The following is a 13,856-nucleotide window of genomic DNA, read 5'->3' on the forward strand; positions in this document are numbered from 1 at the left end:
TGACCTCGCGGTTTTTTTGGGAACTTGCACTTGAATTCCCGGTCAATTTTTCGCAGTGCCGAGAGGCACGAGTATGTAAGTGGGAGGTTTTTTCGTATGACCAATTCTTTGCAACCTGCGTATGCGTTGGTTCCGGGTGCGAACCTGGAAGCTTACGTGCACACCGTCAACAGCATTCCATTGCTGACGCCGGAGCAGGAGCGTGAACTGGCCGAGAGTCTCTACTATGAGCAGGATTTGGGGGCGGCTCGGCAGATGGTGCTCGCCCACCTGCGTTTTGTCGTACATATCGCCCGTAGCTATTCCGGCTACGGTCTGGCTCAGGCTGACCTGATCCAGGAAGGTAACGTCGGCCTGATGAAGGCCGTAAAGCGCTTCAACCCGGAAATGGGTGTGCGTCTGGTGTCGTTCGCCGTGCACTGGATCAAGGCGGAAATTCACGAGTTCATCCTGCGCAACTGGCGCATTGTGAAAGTCGCGACCACCAAGGCCCAGCGCAAGCTGTTCTTCAACCTGCGCAGCCAGAAGAAGCGTCTGGCGTGGCTGAACAACGAGGAAGTCCACCGTGTGGCGGAAAGCCTCGGCGTTGAACCGCGGGAAGTGCGCGAGATGGAAAGTCGCCTGACCGGCCATGACATGGCCTTCGACCCGGCTGCTGAAGCCGACGACGACAGCGCTTTCCAATCGCCGGCCAACTACCTGGAAGACCACCGGTACGACCCGGCGCGTCAACTGGAAGATGCCGACTGGAGCGACAACTCCAACAGCAACCTGCACGAAGCGCTGGAAGTGCTGGACGAACGCAGCCGCGACATCCTCTACCAGCGCTGGCTGGCAGAAGAGAAAGCCACGCTGCACGACCTGGCGCAGAAGTACAACGTGTCGGCCGAGCGGATCCGTCAGCTTGAGAAGAGCGCGATGAACAAACTCAAGTTGTCGATCGCCGCATAACCGGCGAGCAGGCAATAAAAAACGCCCCGATCAGCGATGATCGGGGCGTTTTTCATTTCTGCTTCAACACAAAACATTGTAGGAGTGAGCCTGCTCGCGATAGCGGTGTGACAGTCAGCATTGCCGTCACTGATGTACCGCTATCGCGAGCAGGCTCACTCCTACATTTAGATCCTTGGTGTCATCGAGACCACGGTGCTCGCCGCGAATCGTTGAGCCCCAACAGATAACTATCCCCACCCAACTGACTCATCTGCTGCCGAATCCACCCGGCCCGGCGCGACACATAAGCGGTTGGATGACTCGCACTCCAGACACGCGGATTGGGTAGAACGGCCGCCAGATAACTCGCCTGCTGCCGGGACAGCGACTTCGCGCTCACGCCAAAGTGATGCCGAGCCGCCGCTTCCGCACCAAACACCCCGTCATCCCACTCGACGCTGTTCAGGTACACCTCAAGAATCCGCTGCTTGGGCCAGAACACCTCGATCAGCGCGGTAAACCACGCCTCCAGACCTTTACGCAGATAGCTGCGGCCGGCCCACAGAAACAGGTTCTTCGACACTTGCTGGCTCAAGGTGCTGGCGCCGCGAATCGAGCCGCCGAGTTCGTTGTGCGCCAGTGCGGCCTGGATCGCACTGAAGTCAAAACCCCAATGCTCGGGAAACTTTTGATCCTCACCGGCCATGACCGCCACTTTGAGATCGTCGGAGATCTCGTCCCACGGCTTCCATGTGCGCTGCAGGTCAATCGGCTCACCATCGACCCAGGATTCGACCTTGCGCTCGACCATCAACGCCGTGCCCGGCGGCGGCACGAAGCGAAACACCAGCACCAGCAAGACACTGCCGCCGGCGAACCAGAGCAGGGCCTTCGTGAGACGACGGAAAATAGTACGCAGCATAGAGATGGCTTGGCCGAACCGGTGGAGCGGGCCATTATACAGACCCTGCCGATCGCGTCTGACTGGAGTTCCCAATGCTGCGTGGCTTTTTAATGCTGGCCGCTTTTTTCGGTTTCACCGGTGTCGCATTGGGCGCATTCGCCGCCCACGGCCTGAAAAACCGCCTGACGCCTGAATATCTGGCGATTTTCCACACCGGCGTCACTTATCAACTGGTGCACACCCTGGCACTGTTCGGAGTGGCGCTGTTGGCCACGCAGATTCAGGGGCGGCTGGTCGCTTGGGCTGGCGTTTCCTTCACCGTCGGCATTCTGCTGTTCTCCGGTAGCCTGTACGTGCTGACCATCACCGGTATCAGCAAACTCGGCATCATCACTCCGTTCGGCGGTCTGGCATTTCTGGCCGGTTGGGTTTGCCTGGGCCTCGCCGCCTGGCGCCTGCAACCAACCGCTTGACGCTTGGTGCTGACCTTTAGGTCATGATCGGGCTAGAATGCCAGCCCCTAAAAATGATGGCGGCGTTGCGCATGCGCATTCAGTTGAACGGTGAATCCCTTGAACTGCCCGACGGCGAGACTGTTGCGGCCCTGATCACCCGTCTGGAACTGACCGGACGCCGGGTGGCAGTCGAACTCAATCTGGATATCGTCCCGCGCAGCCAGCATGCCAGCACCACGCTCAATGACGGTGACAACGTCGAAGTGGTGCACGCCATCGGCGGCGGCTGATCGCCCGGCCCGTAAGGGTACAGAATTCTGCAAGACCCTCACTCCTAAAGAGGATTCCCCATGAGCATCGTTCGTAGCGACAAGCCTTTTGTTCTGGCCGGTCGTACTTACCAGTCGCGTTTGCTGGTCGGTACCGGCAAGTACCGTGACATGGAAGAAACCCGTCAGGCCATCGAAGCCTCGGGTGCCGAGATCGTCACCTTCGCCGTGCGCCGCACCAACCTCGGCCAGATCGAAGGCGAGCCGAACCTGCTCGACGTGCTATCGCCGGAGCGCTACACCTTCCTGCCGAACACTGCGGGCTGCTACGACGCCATCGAAGCTGTGCGCACCTGCCGCCTGGCGCGTGAACTGCTCGACGGCCACAACCTAGTGAAGCTGGAAGTACTGGCCGACCAGAAAACCCTGTTTCCTAACGTGATCGAAACCCTCAAGGCCGCGGAAACGCTGGTCAAGGAAGGTTTCGACGTGATGGTGTACACCAGCGATGATCCGATCATTGCCCGTCAACTGGCGGAAATCGGCTGCATCGCGGTCATGCCGCTGGCCGGTCTGATCGGTTCCGGTCTGGGGATCTGCAACCCGTACAACCTGCAGATCATCCTCGAAGAAGCCAAGATTCCAGTGTTGGTCGATGCCGGTGTCGGCACTGCGTCCGACGCGACCATCGCCATGGAACTGGGTTGCGATGCGGTGCTGATGAACTCGGCGATCGCCCACGCCCAGCAGCCGGTGATGATGGCTGAAGCCATGAAACACGCCATCGTTGCAGGCCGCTTGGCCTACCTCGCTGGCCGTATGCCGAAAAAACTCTATGCCAGCGCCTCTTCGCCGCTGGATGGTCTGATCAAGTAAGAGCCATTGATGACTGAATCGAACGACACGCCTATCCAGACGGAAGAAGGCGACGAGCGCCAACACCGCCGCATCAAGAGTTTCGTGATGCGCGCCGGGCGCATGACCGAAGGCCAGCAACGCGGTCTGGATCAGGGCGCGCCGCTGTACGTGCTGCCGTTGGCGGACGCGCCGGTGGATTACGATCAAGTGTTCGGCCGTTCGGCACCGCGCTCGCTGGAGATCGGTTTCGGCATGGGCCACTCGCTGCTGGAAATGGCCGCGGCGGCGCCGGAGCAGGATTTCATCGGTGTTGAAGTGCACCGTCCGGGTGTTGGCGCGCTGCTCAATGGCGTGCTGACCCAGGGTCTGACCAACCTGCGGGTCTACGATTGCGACGCGATCGAGGTGCTCAACCGCTGCATCGCCGACAATAGCCTCGATCGCCTGATGCTGTTTTTCCCGGATCCGTGGCACAAGAGCCGTCACCACAAGCGTCGTATCGTTCAGGCCTCGTTCGCTGAACTGGTGCGCAGCAAGTTGAAGGTTGGCGGCATTCTGCACATGGCCACCGACTGGGAACCGTATGCCGAATACATGCTGGAAGTGATGAACGTCGCCCCGGGCTATCGCAACCTCGCCGAAGACGGCAAATGCGTACCGCGCCCGGCCGAACGCCCGATCACCAAGTTCGAACGCCGCGGCGAACGTCTTGGCCATGGCGTCTGGGACCTGAAGTTCGAAAAACTCGCCTAAGCATCACGCAATGATCGTTCCCACGCTCTGCGTGGGAATGCTGCCCGGGACGCTCTGCGTCCCACAGCGGACGCAGAGCGTCCATTGAGGCATTCCCACGCGGAGTATGGGAACGATCAAAAGCGGCCGAAAGATCAGCGGCGGTCGGCGACCACGCCGATGAGGACGAGGACTACCAGCAGCACTGGCGCCAGGCTGTAGTTGTTGAACTGGCTCAAGCCTTTGATTACCCACGGCGTGGCGTAAATCAGCGCTGCGCCGCTGCCGATCACGCACAGCAGCGCCATCAGCGGTACGCGCAAGGCGCCGGCGATGCTGCCCAGGCGCTGCTCGACCCAGCCTTTGAAGTCGGCGCCGAACAGCACCAACAGACAGCCCACCAGCGCCAAGGCGATTTCCGAGAGGTTGCTGCGGCTCCAGCGGGAGACGGTGGCGAGCAGGTCGAGTATCAAATCCATGCGTTTTCCCTTAGGACAGAAGTTGAGGGCTGGGCTCAGTTCAGAAATTGTTGCAGCAAGTCGTTGAGAAACAGTTGTCCGCGCTCGGTGGCCGCCAGACGTGACGGTTCGACCTGCAACAGACCGCTTTGTTCTGCCGCGGCCCGGCCTTCGGCGAGGCTATCCAGCGACAGCCCGGTGCGTTCCGGATACAGACGCGACTCAACGCCAGCGGTCAGGCGCAAAGCGTTCATCAGAAACTCGAACGGCATCTCGTCATTGGTCAGGGCTTTTTCACCAGCCTGGAAGCTTTTCGCCGGGTTGAGATAGTCCTTCGGCAGACGGGTCTTCCAGGTACGCACGATGCGTCCGTCGGGATGACTCAACTTGCCGTGCGCACCCGCGCCGATGCCGATGAAGTCGCCGAAGCTCCAGTAATTGAGGTTATGCCGCGCTGGCCGACCGGCCTGGGCATAAGCCGAGACTTCGTACTGCGCGTAACCGTGCTCGGCCAAAAGCGCCTGCCCGGCTTCCTGAATGTCCCACAGCGTGTCGTCCTCCGGCAGCACCGGCGGCTGGTTCCAGAACACCGTGTTCGGCTCCAGCGTCAGTTGATACCAGGAGATGTGCGTCGGATTCAGTTCGATAGCCTGGCGCAAATCGCTCAAGGCATCGTCTAGCGACTGATCCGGCAAGCCGTGCATCAAGTCGAGGTTGAAGTTATCGAACCCGGCCTGACGCGCCATGCCGGCAGCACGCACCGCTTCGTCACCGTTGTGAATCCGGCCAAGCGCCTTGAGCTTTTCCTGCTGGAAACTCTGGATGCCAATCGACAGGCGATTGATCCCCAGCTTGCGGTACGCGACGAACTTCTCTTGCTCGAAGGTGCCGGGATTGGCTTCCAGAGTGATTTCGATGTCATGAGCAAATGGAATGCGCTGCCCGACGCCTTCCAGCAGTCGCCCGAGGGCTTCGGCGCTGAACAGGCTCGGCGTGCCGCCACCGAAAAAGATCGAACTGATTTCACGCCCGTACACGGCGTGCAGATCCTGATCGAGATCGGCCAGCAAGGCGTCGACGTATTCCTGCTCCGGCAACACCGGGCTGGCGGTGTGCGAGTTGAAGTCGCAATACGGGCATTTGCGCACACACCACGGGATGTGGATGTACAGCGCCAGGGGCGGCAGCGTCGGCAACGGCGCCCGAGGCGAAGAGGCGGCGCCGCCGACAATCAGCGACGACGCGGAAGAATCACCGGTCATTTCAAGCCCAGACGCTGGCGCAGCAGATCCATTGCACGGGCGCGGTGGCTGATCTGGTTCTTGTCGGCCGGGCTCAATTCGGCGCTGGAGACGTCACGCTCCGGCACCCAGAACAGCGGGTCATAACCGAAACCGTGTTCGCCGCTGGTAGCGGTGAGGATGCGCCCGTGCCACAAGCCTTCGCAGAGGATCGGCAACGGATCATCGGCGTGACGTACCAGCGCCAGTACGCAAACGAACTGCGCGCCGCGCTCGGCTTGCGGCACATCCTTCAGCGCATCGAGCAGTTTGGCGTTGTTCGCCGCATCGCCCTTGCCATCGGCATAGCGCGCCGAATAGATGCCCGGTGCACCGCCAAGGAAATCCACCGCCAGCCCTGAGTCGTCGGCCAGCGCCGGCAGCCCGGAAATACGTGCGGCGTTGCGTGCCTTGAGAATGGCGTTCTCGACGAACGACAGACCGGTTTCTTCCGGCTCGACCTTGCTCCACTCGCCAATCGAGCGCAGTTGCACCGATTCGCCGAGCATGGCCTGGAGTTCTTTGAGTTTGCCGGCGTTATGGCTGGCCAGTACGAGCTGCTTGATGTTCATCATTCGCCGGGAAAGAGTTCTTGGTTGAAATTGATGGTGTTGATCTTGTCGCCGTTCTGCACCTTGATCTCAAAGGTGCGGGTTTCCTGCTGCTCAACCGGATACTGGGCGATGTAGTAGATCGCGCCCTGTTCGGTGATCTGGCGGAAATTCAGCGGCACGCTCTGGCTGGTCAGGTCTTTGACCGTGCCGGTGACGCTGGCGACCAGCGGTTTGCCGTCCTTGATCACCGAGACATTGATCACGCCCTGATTCTTGCTGCGCACCAGTTCCGCAGCCTTGGCGATGTCCGGCGTCAGAAACGTCGAGTTGAAAGTGTTGTAGTGCACCGTGACGTCGCCGAAGGTTTCCTTGCGTTCGCCCTTGATGACGTCGGCCGCCATAGCGCTGGCGCTCAGGCAGGCAGTCAATAACAACAACGCTAAACGACCCATGATCGTGCTCCTCGAAATGACGGGATTCAGACCGCGACTTTGTGGTCTGCAAGCAGCGGGCTGCTGACGCGGTAGATACCTATCTCACCTAACAGATTAGGCCATAGCTTACTGGCCCACCCGTGACGGTGCTGTTGATCCACGGCAAGCCGATCAATGACCTTCGCATCACGTTCGCGGCAAAGTTCTTCAAAGTCTTCGAAGGTGCAGAAGTGAATGTTCGGTGTGTTGTACCAGGTGTACGGCAAAAACTCGGAGACCGGCATGCGCCCCTTGCTCGCCAGGTACCAGCGGCAGCGCCAGTGACCAAAATTCGGGAAGGTGATGATGCATTGGCGACCGACCCGGAGCATTTCGTCGAGGATCTTGTCCGGGTAGTGCACGGCTTGCAGGGCCTGGGTCATGACGACGATGTCGAAACTGTTGCTGGCAAAGTTGCCCAGCCCCTTGTCCAGATCCTGCTCGATAACGTTGACGCCTTTGGCCACGCACTGGGCAATGTTGTCAGCGTCGTTTTCCAGGCCATAACCGGTGACGTTCTTGTTGTCGCGCAGCCAGGTCAGCAGCTCGCCGTCACCGCAACCGAGGTCGAGGACGCGGCTGCCGGCGGGGATCCATTCCTGGATGATTTCCAGATCAGCTCTCATGGCTTTCTCACAACGTGATGCGGTTCATGTAATTGCCGAACGCCTGCAAGTAGCGCGGGATCGGAATCAGGAAGGCGTCGTGGCCCTGCGGTGCGTCGATTTCCAGATAACTGACGTCTTTGCGCGCCGCCATCAACGCATCCACCAGTTCCCGCGAGCGGGCCGGAGAGAAGCGCCAGTCGGTGGTGAACGACATCACGCAGAACTTGGCCGTGGCGTTCTCGAAGGTTTTCGCCAGGTTGTCGTCGAAGTTCGCCGCCGGATCGAAGTAATCCAGTGCCTTGGTCATCAGCAGATAAGTGTTGGCGTCGAAGCGTCCGGAGAACTCTTCGCCCTGATAACGCAGGTAGCTTTCGACCTGGAACTCGACACTGTGGAAGTCGTAGTTGAGCTTCTCGCTCTTGAGGCCACGGCCGAATTTCTCGCCCATCGAATCGTCGGACAGGTAGGTGATGTGCCCGACCATTCGCGCCAGCATCAGCCCGCGCTTGGGGATCACGCCCGCTTCCTGGAACGAACCACCGTGGAATTCCGGGTCCGTGAGGATCGCCTGACGCGCCACTTCGTTGAAGGCAATGTTCTGCGCCGACAGCTTCGGTGCCGAGGCGATGGCCAGGCAATGACGCACGCGATCCGGGTAAGTGATGGTCCATTGCAGCGCCTGCATGCCGCCGAGGCTGCCGCCGATCACGGCTGCCCACTGGCCGATGCCGAGCAGATCAGCGAGACGCGCCTGGCTGTGCACCCAGTCTTCCACGGTGAGTACCGGGAAATCGGCGCCGAACGGTTTGCCGGTCTCAGGGTTGATGCTGCTCGGGCCGGTGGATCCATTGCAGCCGCCCAGATTATTCAGGCTGACCACGAAGAACTTGTTGGTGTCGATCGGTTTGCCGGGGCCGATGCAGCTGTCCCACCAACCGGGTTTGCGGTCGTCGACGCTGTGGTAGCCGGCGGCGTGATGATGGCCGGACAAGGCGTGGCAAATCAGCACGGCGTTGCTCGCTTGCGCGTTCAGCGTGCCGTAGGTTTCGTAGATCAGGTCATAGGCGGCCAGCGAGCGGCCACAGGCCAGCGCCAGCGGATCGCTGAAGTGCGCGGTTTGCGGCGTCACCAGACCAACAGAATCGGGGGGAAAGGCAGTTGGCATCGACCCTGCTCTCGTTGAAATGAGGCGTAAGTCTAAAGACCGGGGGGGTTAGCGGCAAGCGGCCCTCACCCTAGCCCTCTCCCAGAGGTAGAGGGGACCGACCGAGGTGTTCTTTTGAGCTACGCCGACCTGATCTATCCGGGCTGAACTCAGGTTCCGAAAACACCCTGGATCGGCTCCCTCTCCAGGGGGAGAGGGCTGGGGTGAGGGGCGCAGGCGCTGCAAAACTCAAGACAAGCGCCCAACCAACCCAGGCAAATCCGGCAACTTCTTCGGCGAGCAGATCTTCACCCGCTTTTGCCGGTTCAACTCACCACTGAGCAAACTGACCTGGCTCTTCGAAACGCCAAACGCCTTGGCCAGAAAACCCATCAGATAAGCATTGGCCTTGCCCTCGACCGGCGGCGCAGTCAGGCGAATCTTCAAGCGATCCCCATGCAGCCCGGCGAAGTCATCGCTACGGGCTGCCGGTTGCAGGTGACACTCGAGGATCAAGTCGTCACCGTCCCATCGAAACCAGCTCACATCAGCAGACGGAGGATTTCCGGCATCATCGTCATCGCCGCCAGATTGTTGATCACCAGCATGTCGATCAGCTTCAACGCGAGGAAGGCGAAGATTGGCGACAGGTCCAGACCGCCAAGATTCGGCAGGAAGCGGCGGAACGGCGCCAGCGCCGGCTCGCAGATCTGGTTGACCAGTTCAGCACCCGGATTGTGGCTGCCCGGCGCGACCCACGAGAGGATCACGCTGATGATCAGGGCGAAGAAGAAGATCTTCAGGAACAGCGCGGTCACGCCGATCAGCGACCAGATAAACAGTTGCAGCGGGTTGCCGGTGGTGCCGTAAGTCAGCAGCAGGGTCAGCGCCATCAGCGCCAGTTGCACCAGAATCGCCAGCACCAGCGACGACATGTCCAGACCGAACAGGCTCGGAATGATCCGGCGCAGTGGTTTGAGCAGTGGCTGGGTCGCTTTGACGATGAACTGGCACAGCGGGTTGTAGAAGTTCGCCCGTACCAGTTGCAGCACGAAGCGCAGCAGCACGATCAGCAGGTACAGACTGCCGAGGGTTTGCAGCACGTAAACCGCTGCGGTGTTCAATCCAATCATGTAAGGCTCCTTATTTGCCCAGTTGTTCGGCCATTTCGGCCGAGCGGTGCGCGGCGGCGCCGAGTGCGGTTTCGACCAGGGCTTCAAAGCCATTGGCCTGGAATGATTTGATTGCAGCTTCCGTGGTGCCGTTTGGCGAGGTCACGCGACGGCGCAGTTCGGCGGCGTCGACATCGCTGGAAACCGCCATGTGCGCTGCGCCCAGCGCCGTTTGCAGGGTCAGTTGTTCTGCGACGTCTTTCGGCAGGCCGAGTTTGACGCCGGCGGCAGTCATGGCTTCGATCAGCAGGAAGAAGTAGGCAGGGCCGGAACCGGACACGGCGGTGACGGCGTCCAGTTGCTGTTCTTCATTCAGCCACAGGGCGATGCCGACGGCGGACAGCAGCTCTTCGGCTTGCTGACGCTGCTCGGCAGTCACTTCGCTGGTCTCGTACAAGCCGCTGACGCCCTGGCGCAGCAGCGCCGGGGTATTGGGCATGCAGCGCACGATCGGCTGCTCGCCGAGCCACGCGGTCATGCTGGCACAGGTGATACCGGCAGCAATCGACACCACCAATTGATTGGGTTTCAGGCTTGGGCGAATGGCTTCGCACACGGCTTTCATAGCCTGCGGCTTGACCGCCAGCACGATCACATCGACGCCGTCGATGGCCTGAGCATTGTCGGCGAAAGTTTCGATGCCGTGTTCGGCACTGACCTTGGCGCGGGTTTCTTCACCCGGGTCGCTGGCGCGGATCTGTCCGGCTTCCAGACCCTTGGCGCGCAGGCCGCCAATCAGACTGGCCGCCATGTTGCCCGCACCGATAAACGCAATACGTGTGTTGCTCATGTGTGGTCCTTATCTGGAATGGTTCAAGACTGGGAATAATCACGGGCGCCAAACAGGGCGGTACCGATACGCACCCAAGTGGCGCCTTGGGCAATGGCCGACTCGAGGTCGTGGCTCATGCCCATGGACAGTGTGTCGAGCGGCAGATCGAGGCTGGCCTGCAATTTCTGTACAGCGGCGAAGGCCGCGTCTTGCTCGGCGCGATCTTCGGTCGGCTCGGGAATCGCCATCAGGCCACGCAATTTCAGGCGCGGTAATGCGTTGATGGCCTCGGCCAATGCCGGCAGATCAGCCGGGGTGCAGCCGGATTTACTGGCTTCACCGCTGACGTTGACCTGAATGCAGATGTTCAGCGGCGGCAGCTCGGCCGGGCGCTGTTCGGACAGACGTTGAGCGATTTTCAGGCGATCCACGGAATGCACCCAATCGAAATGCTCGGCAATCGCCCGAGTCTTGTTCGATTGAATGGGGCCGATGAAGTGCCAGATCAAGGGCAGGTCGGCCAGTTCGAGCTGTTTGCCCAGGGCTTCCTGCAGGTAATTCTCGCCAAAGTCGCGCAGGCCGGCGGCATACGCCTCGCGCAGCGCTTCGGCGGGTTTGGTTTTGCTCACGGCGAGCAACTGGACGCTGTTTTCAGGACGGTGTGCGGCTTGGGTCGCGGTCTGGATGCGCGAACCAACGTGGAAAATGTTGTCTGCTATCGTGGACATCAAGAGGCGCCGGCGGTCTGAAGGTTCGCGGCATTCTACTGGAATTGAGGAGCGCTATGGATATCACTGAATTGCTGGCCTTCAGCGCCAAACAGGGCGCTTCCGACCTGCACCTGTCGGCCGGTCTGCCGCCGATGATCCGTGTCGATGGCGATGTGCGGCGGATCAATCTGCCGGCGCTGGATCACAAGCAAGTGCACGAACTGATCTACGACATCATGAACGACACCCAGCGCGTCGACTTCGAGAAACATCTGGAAACCGACTTTTCCTTCGAAGTTCCGGGTGTCGCACGTTTTCGGGTCAACGCCTTCAACCAGAACCGTGGTGCCGGGGCGGTGTTTCGTACCATCCCATCGAAAGTGCTGAGCATGGAAGACCTGGCCATGGGCGATGTCTTTCGCAAGATCACCGATGCCCCGCGTGGGCTGGTGCTGGTCACCGGGCCGACCGGTTCAGGCAAATCAACCACGTTGGCGGCGATGATCGATTACCTCAACACCCACCGTCATCACCATATTCTGACCATTGAAGACCCGATCGAATTCGTTCACGAATCGCGCAAATGCCTGATCAATCAGCGTGAAGTTCACCGTGATACCCGCAGTTTCGCCACCGCTTTGCGCTCGGCTCTACGTGAAGACCCGGATGTGATCCTGGTCGGCGAGATGCGTGACCTGGAAACCATTCGCCTGGCACTGACCGCTGCGGAAACCGGGCATCTGGTATTTGGCACCTTGCACACCACATCCGCAGCGAAAACCATCGACCGTGTCGTGGATGTGTTCCCGGGTGACGAGAAGTCGATGGTGCGTTCGATGTTGTCGGAGTCGTTACTGGCGGTGGTCTCGCAGACGTTGATCAAGAAGATCGGCGGCGGACGGGTGGCGGCGCACGAGATCATGCTGGGCACGTCGGCGATCCGTAACCTGATTCGTGAGGACAAGGTCGCGCAGATGTATTCGGCGATTCAGACCGGTGGGTCGTTGGGGATGCAGACACTGGACATGTGCCTGAAGGATCTGGTGACCAAGGGCTTGATCAGTCGCGAGCATGCGCGGGAGAAGGCGCGCACGCCGGATAATTTCTGAGACCAGAAGCTAAAGATCGCAGCCTTCGGCAGCTCCTACAGGGAAACGCTGATCCCGATGTAGGAGCTGCCGAAGGCTGCGATCTTTTGATCTTGCTTCGAAGACTTAGCGCTGAACCACGCGCATCTGCTGCTGTTCTTTCGGCAACACACGCTTGGCCACTACGTAATGCTGCTGCCAGTACGGCTTGTTCAGCGTATCGATGCTCACCGCTTTGCCACGACGCGGTGCGTGGATGAAGCGGTCGTTGCCCAGGTAGATGGCAACATGGTTGACCCGGCGGCTCTTGATGTTGAAGAAAATCAGGTCGCCCGGCTTCAGATCCTTGCGCTCGACTTTCTCGCCGTGGCCGCTGGCCATGGCATTCGAGGTGCGAGGCAGGTCGAAGGTGGCGTCGTTGAACGCGTATTTCACCAGGCCGCTGCAATCGAAGCCTTTACTTGGGCTGCTGCCGCCCCAACGATAGGGTGTACCGAGGACGTTCACCGCACGGCTCAGCACATTGCTGCTTTCCTTGCTCGCCATCGGTGGCACCAGCTTGCTGTGGCTCTTGCTGCTCAGCGTGGTGGTTTTGCTTTTGCTGCTTTTGCTCGAAGGAGCCGAAGCATGGGATTTAGGGGTGAAGCCGTTAACGTTAGGAAGACGTTGCTCACGATTGGTGGCGTGGGCGGCCAGTGGCATTAATAGGCAGATGGTTAGCCATGTCTTGAAAAATGGTCGCATTAGGCGTGGCTCTTCAGTGATAGCGCGCAACTTTATAACAGAGTTTTTTTTCATTCCGAGTCCGTTGGTCGATTCAGTTGGTGGCCAACGGAACCAAATAAGCGGCAAATGGACGCAATTGTCGGACAGAAGTCAGGTGCTATAAGGCTTTGACGGTAGCAACGGTAACATTTGCCGTACGTCGGCTACCTGTAAAAAAGTCACAAAGAATTCAAGAATATTTATCTATCGTGTGAATCGAGGTCTTCATGAACCCCTATCAACAATTTGTTCAGCAGCAAGATACGCACAGCAAAATCATCGGGTATCTGCTGTGGATTTTCGGTTTTACCGGTGCTCACCGCTTCTATTACGGCAAGCCGGTGACCGGGACGATCTGGTTCTTCACCTTCGGTTTGCTGGGCATTGGCTGGCTGATCGACCTGTTCTTGATCCCGGCGATGGATCGCGAGGCGGATCTGCGTTTTACCGCCGGGCCGATCGAGTACAACGTAGCGTGGATTCTGCTGACGTTCCTCGGAGCATTGGGTGTGCACCGGATGTATCAGGGCAAATGGATCAGTGGGCTGATCTATCTGCTGACGGGCGGGTTGTTCTTTCTGGGGGTGCTGTATGACTTCTGGACGCTGAATGATCAGGTGTCCGTACGCAACGCCGAAGGCAGAGGCGCCTTCCAGTAAGCCATCGCTGGCAAGCCAGCTC

The 13,856-nt window shown here is 59.7% G+C and carries 19 protein-coding genes; 7 read left to right on the forward strand and 12 right to left on the reverse strand.

Annotation, left to right across the window (positions count from 1 at the left end; genetic code table 11):
• Window positions 1-96 precede the first annotated feature (96 nt).
• Window positions 97-951: an RNA polymerase sigma factor RpoH gene (gene rpoH / locus ACM6JQ_RS00245; protein ID WP_007913617.1), complete on the forward strand. Its 855-nt coding sequence runs from the start codon at window positions 97-99 to the stop codon at window positions 949-951.
• Between the two features lie 181 nt (window positions 952-1,132).
• Here the strand turns inward: rpoH and mtgA are convergent, their stop codons facing one another.
• On the reverse strand, window positions 1,133-1,855 hold the full coding sequence (gene mtgA, locus ACM6JQ_RS00250; RefSeq protein ID WP_007913618.1) for a monofunctional biosynthetic peptidoglycan transglycosylase: 723 nt from the start codon (window positions 1,853-1,855) through the stop codon (window positions 1,133-1,135).
• 74 nt (window positions 1,856-1,929) lie between these two features.
• Here mtgA and ACM6JQ_RS00255 point away from each other — a divergent pair, with 74 nt between their 5' ends.
• The 4 genes from ACM6JQ_RS00255 (at window position 1,930) to trmB (ending at window position 4,172) form a co-directional block, all read left to right on the forward strand.
• Entirely contained in the window at window positions 1,930-2,310 is a 381-nt protein-coding gene (locus ACM6JQ_RS00255) for a DUF423 domain-containing protein (RefSeq protein WP_414893057.1), read from the forward strand.
• A gap of 71 nt (window positions 2,311-2,381) precedes the next feature.
• Window positions 2,382-2,582, forward strand: a complete 201-nt coding sequence (gene thiS / locus ACM6JQ_RS00260) for a sulfur carrier protein ThiS (protein WP_123454333.1) — start codon at window positions 2,382-2,384, stop codon at window positions 2,580-2,582.
• Between the two features lie 60 nt (window positions 2,583-2,642).
• Entirely contained in the window at window positions 2,643-3,437 is a 795-nt protein-coding gene (locus tag ACM6JQ_RS00265) for a thiazole synthase (RefSeq protein ID WP_007913621.1), read from the forward strand.
• Between the two features lie 9 nt (window positions 3,438-3,446).
• The gene (gene trmB / locus ACM6JQ_RS00270; RefSeq protein ID WP_007913622.1) at window positions 3,447-4,172 is read left to right on the forward strand and encodes a tRNA (guanosine(46)-N7)-methyltransferase TrmB; all 726 of its coding nucleotides are present in this window, start codon (window positions 3,447-3,449) and stop codon (window positions 4,170-4,172) included.
• A gap of 134 nt (window positions 4,173-4,306) precedes the next feature.
• Here trmB and ACM6JQ_RS00275 read toward each other — a convergent pair whose 3' ends face one another.
• The 10 genes from ACM6JQ_RS00275 to ACM6JQ_RS00320 form a co-directional block, all read right to left on the reverse strand.
• Window positions 4,307-4,630: a DUF3392 domain-containing protein gene (locus tag ACM6JQ_RS00275; protein ID WP_007913629.1), complete on the reverse strand. Its 324-nt coding sequence runs from the start codon at window positions 4,628-4,630 to the stop codon at window positions 4,307-4,309.
• 35 nt (window positions 4,631-4,665) lie between these two features.
• Window positions 4,666-5,871 (reverse strand): radical SAM family heme chaperone HemW, encoded by a 1,206-nt coding sequence (gene hemW, locus ACM6JQ_RS00280; RefSeq protein WP_095112797.1) that lies wholly within the window; start codon window positions 5,869-5,871, stop codon window positions 4,666-4,668.
• Entirely contained in the window at window positions 5,868-6,464 is a 597-nt protein-coding gene (rdgB, locus tag ACM6JQ_RS00285; RefSeq protein ID WP_414893058.1) for an RdgB/HAM1 family non-canonical purine NTP pyrophosphatase, read from the reverse strand. Before rdgB ends, hemW begins: the two co-directional genes overlap by 4 nt.
• Complete coding sequence (locus tag ACM6JQ_RS00290; protein ID WP_414893059.1) at window positions 6,461-6,895, reverse strand: DUF4426 domain-containing protein; 435 nt, start codon at window positions 6,893-6,895, stop codon at window positions 6,461-6,463. Before ACM6JQ_RS00290 ends, rdgB begins: the two co-directional genes overlap by 4 nt.
• A 26-nt stretch (window positions 6,896-6,921) precedes the next feature.
• A complete protein-coding gene (gene metW / locus ACM6JQ_RS00295) occupies window positions 6,922-7,542 on the reverse strand; it encodes a methionine biosynthesis protein MetW (RefSeq protein WP_414893060.1) in 621 nt (206 codons plus the stop codon).
• 7 nt (window positions 7,543-7,549) lie between these two features.
• A complete protein-coding gene (gene metX, locus ACM6JQ_RS00300) occupies window positions 7,550-8,689 on the reverse strand; it encodes a homoserine O-succinyltransferase MetX (RefSeq protein WP_093429832.1) in 1,140 nt (379 codons plus the stop codon).
• A 228-nt stretch (window positions 8,690-8,917) separates the two neighbouring features.
• The gene (locus ACM6JQ_RS00305) at window positions 8,918-9,214 is read right to left on the reverse strand and encodes a DUF167 domain-containing protein (protein ID WP_007913642.1); all 297 of its coding nucleotides are present in this window, start codon (window positions 9,212-9,214) and stop codon (window positions 8,918-8,920) included.
• Window positions 9,211-9,801, reverse strand: coding sequence for a YggT family protein (locus ACM6JQ_RS00310; protein ID WP_007913643.1), 591 nt, complete (start codon window positions 9,799-9,801; stop codon window positions 9,211-9,213). Before ACM6JQ_RS00310 ends, ACM6JQ_RS00305 begins: the two co-directional genes overlap by 4 nt.
• Window positions 9,802-9,811: 10 nt before the next feature.
• On the reverse strand, window positions 9,812-10,630 hold the full coding sequence (proC, locus tag ACM6JQ_RS00315) for a pyrroline-5-carboxylate reductase (protein WP_414893061.1): 819 nt from the start codon (window positions 10,628-10,630) through the stop codon (window positions 9,812-9,814).
• 23 nt (window positions 10,631-10,653) lie between these two features.
• The gene (locus tag ACM6JQ_RS00320) at window positions 10,654-11,340 is read right to left on the reverse strand and encodes a YggS family pyridoxal phosphate-dependent enzyme (RefSeq protein WP_007913645.1); all 687 of its coding nucleotides are present in this window, start codon (window positions 11,338-11,340) and stop codon (window positions 10,654-10,656) included.
• A gap of 56 nt (window positions 11,341-11,396) precedes the next feature.
• Between ACM6JQ_RS00320 and ACM6JQ_RS00325 the strand changes: the two genes are divergently transcribed.
• Window positions 11,397-12,431, forward strand: a complete 1,035-nt coding sequence (locus ACM6JQ_RS00325; protein ID WP_007953348.1) for a type IV pilus twitching motility protein PilT — start codon at window positions 11,397-11,399, stop codon at window positions 12,429-12,431.
• Window positions 12,432-12,536: 105 nt separating this feature from the next.
• Here the strand turns inward: ACM6JQ_RS00325 and ACM6JQ_RS00330 are convergent, their stop codons facing one another.
• A complete protein-coding gene (locus ACM6JQ_RS00330; protein ID WP_007913648.1) occupies window positions 12,537-13,154 on the reverse strand; it encodes a C40 family peptidase in 618 nt (205 codons plus the stop codon).
• Between the two features lie 248 nt (window positions 13,155-13,402).
• Here ACM6JQ_RS00330 and ACM6JQ_RS00335 point away from each other — a divergent pair, with 248 nt between their 5' ends.
• Window positions 13,403-13,834, forward strand: coding sequence for an NINE protein (locus ACM6JQ_RS00335; protein WP_007913651.1), 432 nt, complete (start codon window positions 13,403-13,405; stop codon window positions 13,832-13,834).
• Window positions 13,835-13,856: the final 22 nt, after the last annotated feature.

Source organism: Pseudomonas sp. IT-232MI5, assembly GCF_949767845.1.
Taxonomy (GTDB): Bacteria; Pseudomonadota; Gammaproteobacteria; order Pseudomonadales; family Pseudomonadaceae; genus Aquipseudomonas.

What these genes read in the sequence shown, in the direction of transcription:
- rpoH (WP_007913617.1), top strand. Translation starts at nt 97, where the DNA reads ATGACCAATTCTTTGCAACCTGCGTATGCGTTGGTTCCGGGTGCGAAC.
- mtgA (WP_007913618.1), bottom strand. Translation starts at nt 1,855, where the DNA reads ATGCTGCGTACTATTTTCCGTCGTCTCACGAAGGCCCTGCTCTGGTTC.
- ACM6JQ_RS00255 (WP_414893057.1), top strand. Translation starts at nt 1,930, where the DNA reads ATGCTGCGTGGCTTTTTAATGCTGGCCGCTTTTTTCGGTTTCACCGGT.
- thiS (WP_123454333.1), top strand. Translation starts at nt 2,382, where the DNA reads ATGCGCATTCAGTTGAACGGTGAATCCCTTGAACTGCCCGACGGCGAG.
- ACM6JQ_RS00265 (WP_007913621.1), top strand. Translation starts at nt 2,643, where the DNA reads ATGAGCATCGTTCGTAGCGACAAGCCTTTTGTTCTGGCCGGTCGTACT.
- trmB (WP_007913622.1), top strand. Translation starts at nt 3,447, where the DNA reads ATGACTGAATCGAACGACACGCCTATCCAGACGGAAGAAGGCGACGAG.
- ACM6JQ_RS00275 (WP_007913629.1), bottom strand. Translation starts at nt 4,630, where the DNA reads ATGGATTTGATACTCGACCTGCTCGCCACCGTCTCCCGCTGGAGCCGC.
- hemW (WP_095112797.1), bottom strand. Translation starts at nt 5,871, where the DNA reads ATGACCGGTGATTCTTCCGCGTCGTCGCTGATTGTCGGCGGCGCCGCC.
- rdgB (WP_414893058.1), bottom strand. Translation starts at nt 6,464, where the DNA reads ATGATGAACATCAAGCAGCTCGTACTGGCCAGCCATAACGCCGGCAAA.
- ACM6JQ_RS00290 (WP_414893059.1), bottom strand. Translation starts at nt 6,895, where the DNA reads ATGGGTCGTTTAGCGTTGTTGTTATTGACTGCCTGCCTGAGCGCCAGC.
- metW (WP_414893060.1), bottom strand. Translation starts at nt 7,542, where the DNA reads ATGAGAGCTGATCTGGAAATCATCCAGGAATGGATCCCCGCCGGCAGC.
- metX (WP_093429832.1), bottom strand. Translation starts at nt 8,689, where the DNA reads ATGCCAACTGCCTTTCCCCCCGATTCTGTTGGTCTGGTGACGCCGCAA.
- ACM6JQ_RS00310 (WP_007913643.1), bottom strand. Translation starts at nt 9,801, where the DNA reads ATGATTGGATTGAACACCGCAGCGGTTTACGTGCTGCAAACCCTCGGC.
- proC (WP_414893061.1), bottom strand. Translation starts at nt 10,630, where the DNA reads ATGAGCAACACACGTATTGCGTTTATCGGTGCGGGCAACATGGCGGCC.
- ACM6JQ_RS00320 (WP_007913645.1), bottom strand. Translation starts at nt 11,340, where the DNA reads ATGTCCACGATAGCAGACAACATTTTCCACGTTGGTTCGCGCATCCAG.
- ACM6JQ_RS00325 (WP_007953348.1), top strand. Translation starts at nt 11,397, where the DNA reads ATGGATATCACTGAATTGCTGGCCTTCAGCGCCAAACAGGGCGCTTCC.
- ACM6JQ_RS00330 (WP_007913648.1), bottom strand. Translation starts at nt 13,154, where the DNA reads ATGCGACCATTTTTCAAGACATGGCTAACCATCTGCCTATTAATGCCA.
- ACM6JQ_RS00335 (WP_007913651.1), top strand. Translation starts at nt 13,403, where the DNA reads ATGAACCCCTATCAACAATTTGTTCAGCAGCAAGATACGCACAGCAAA.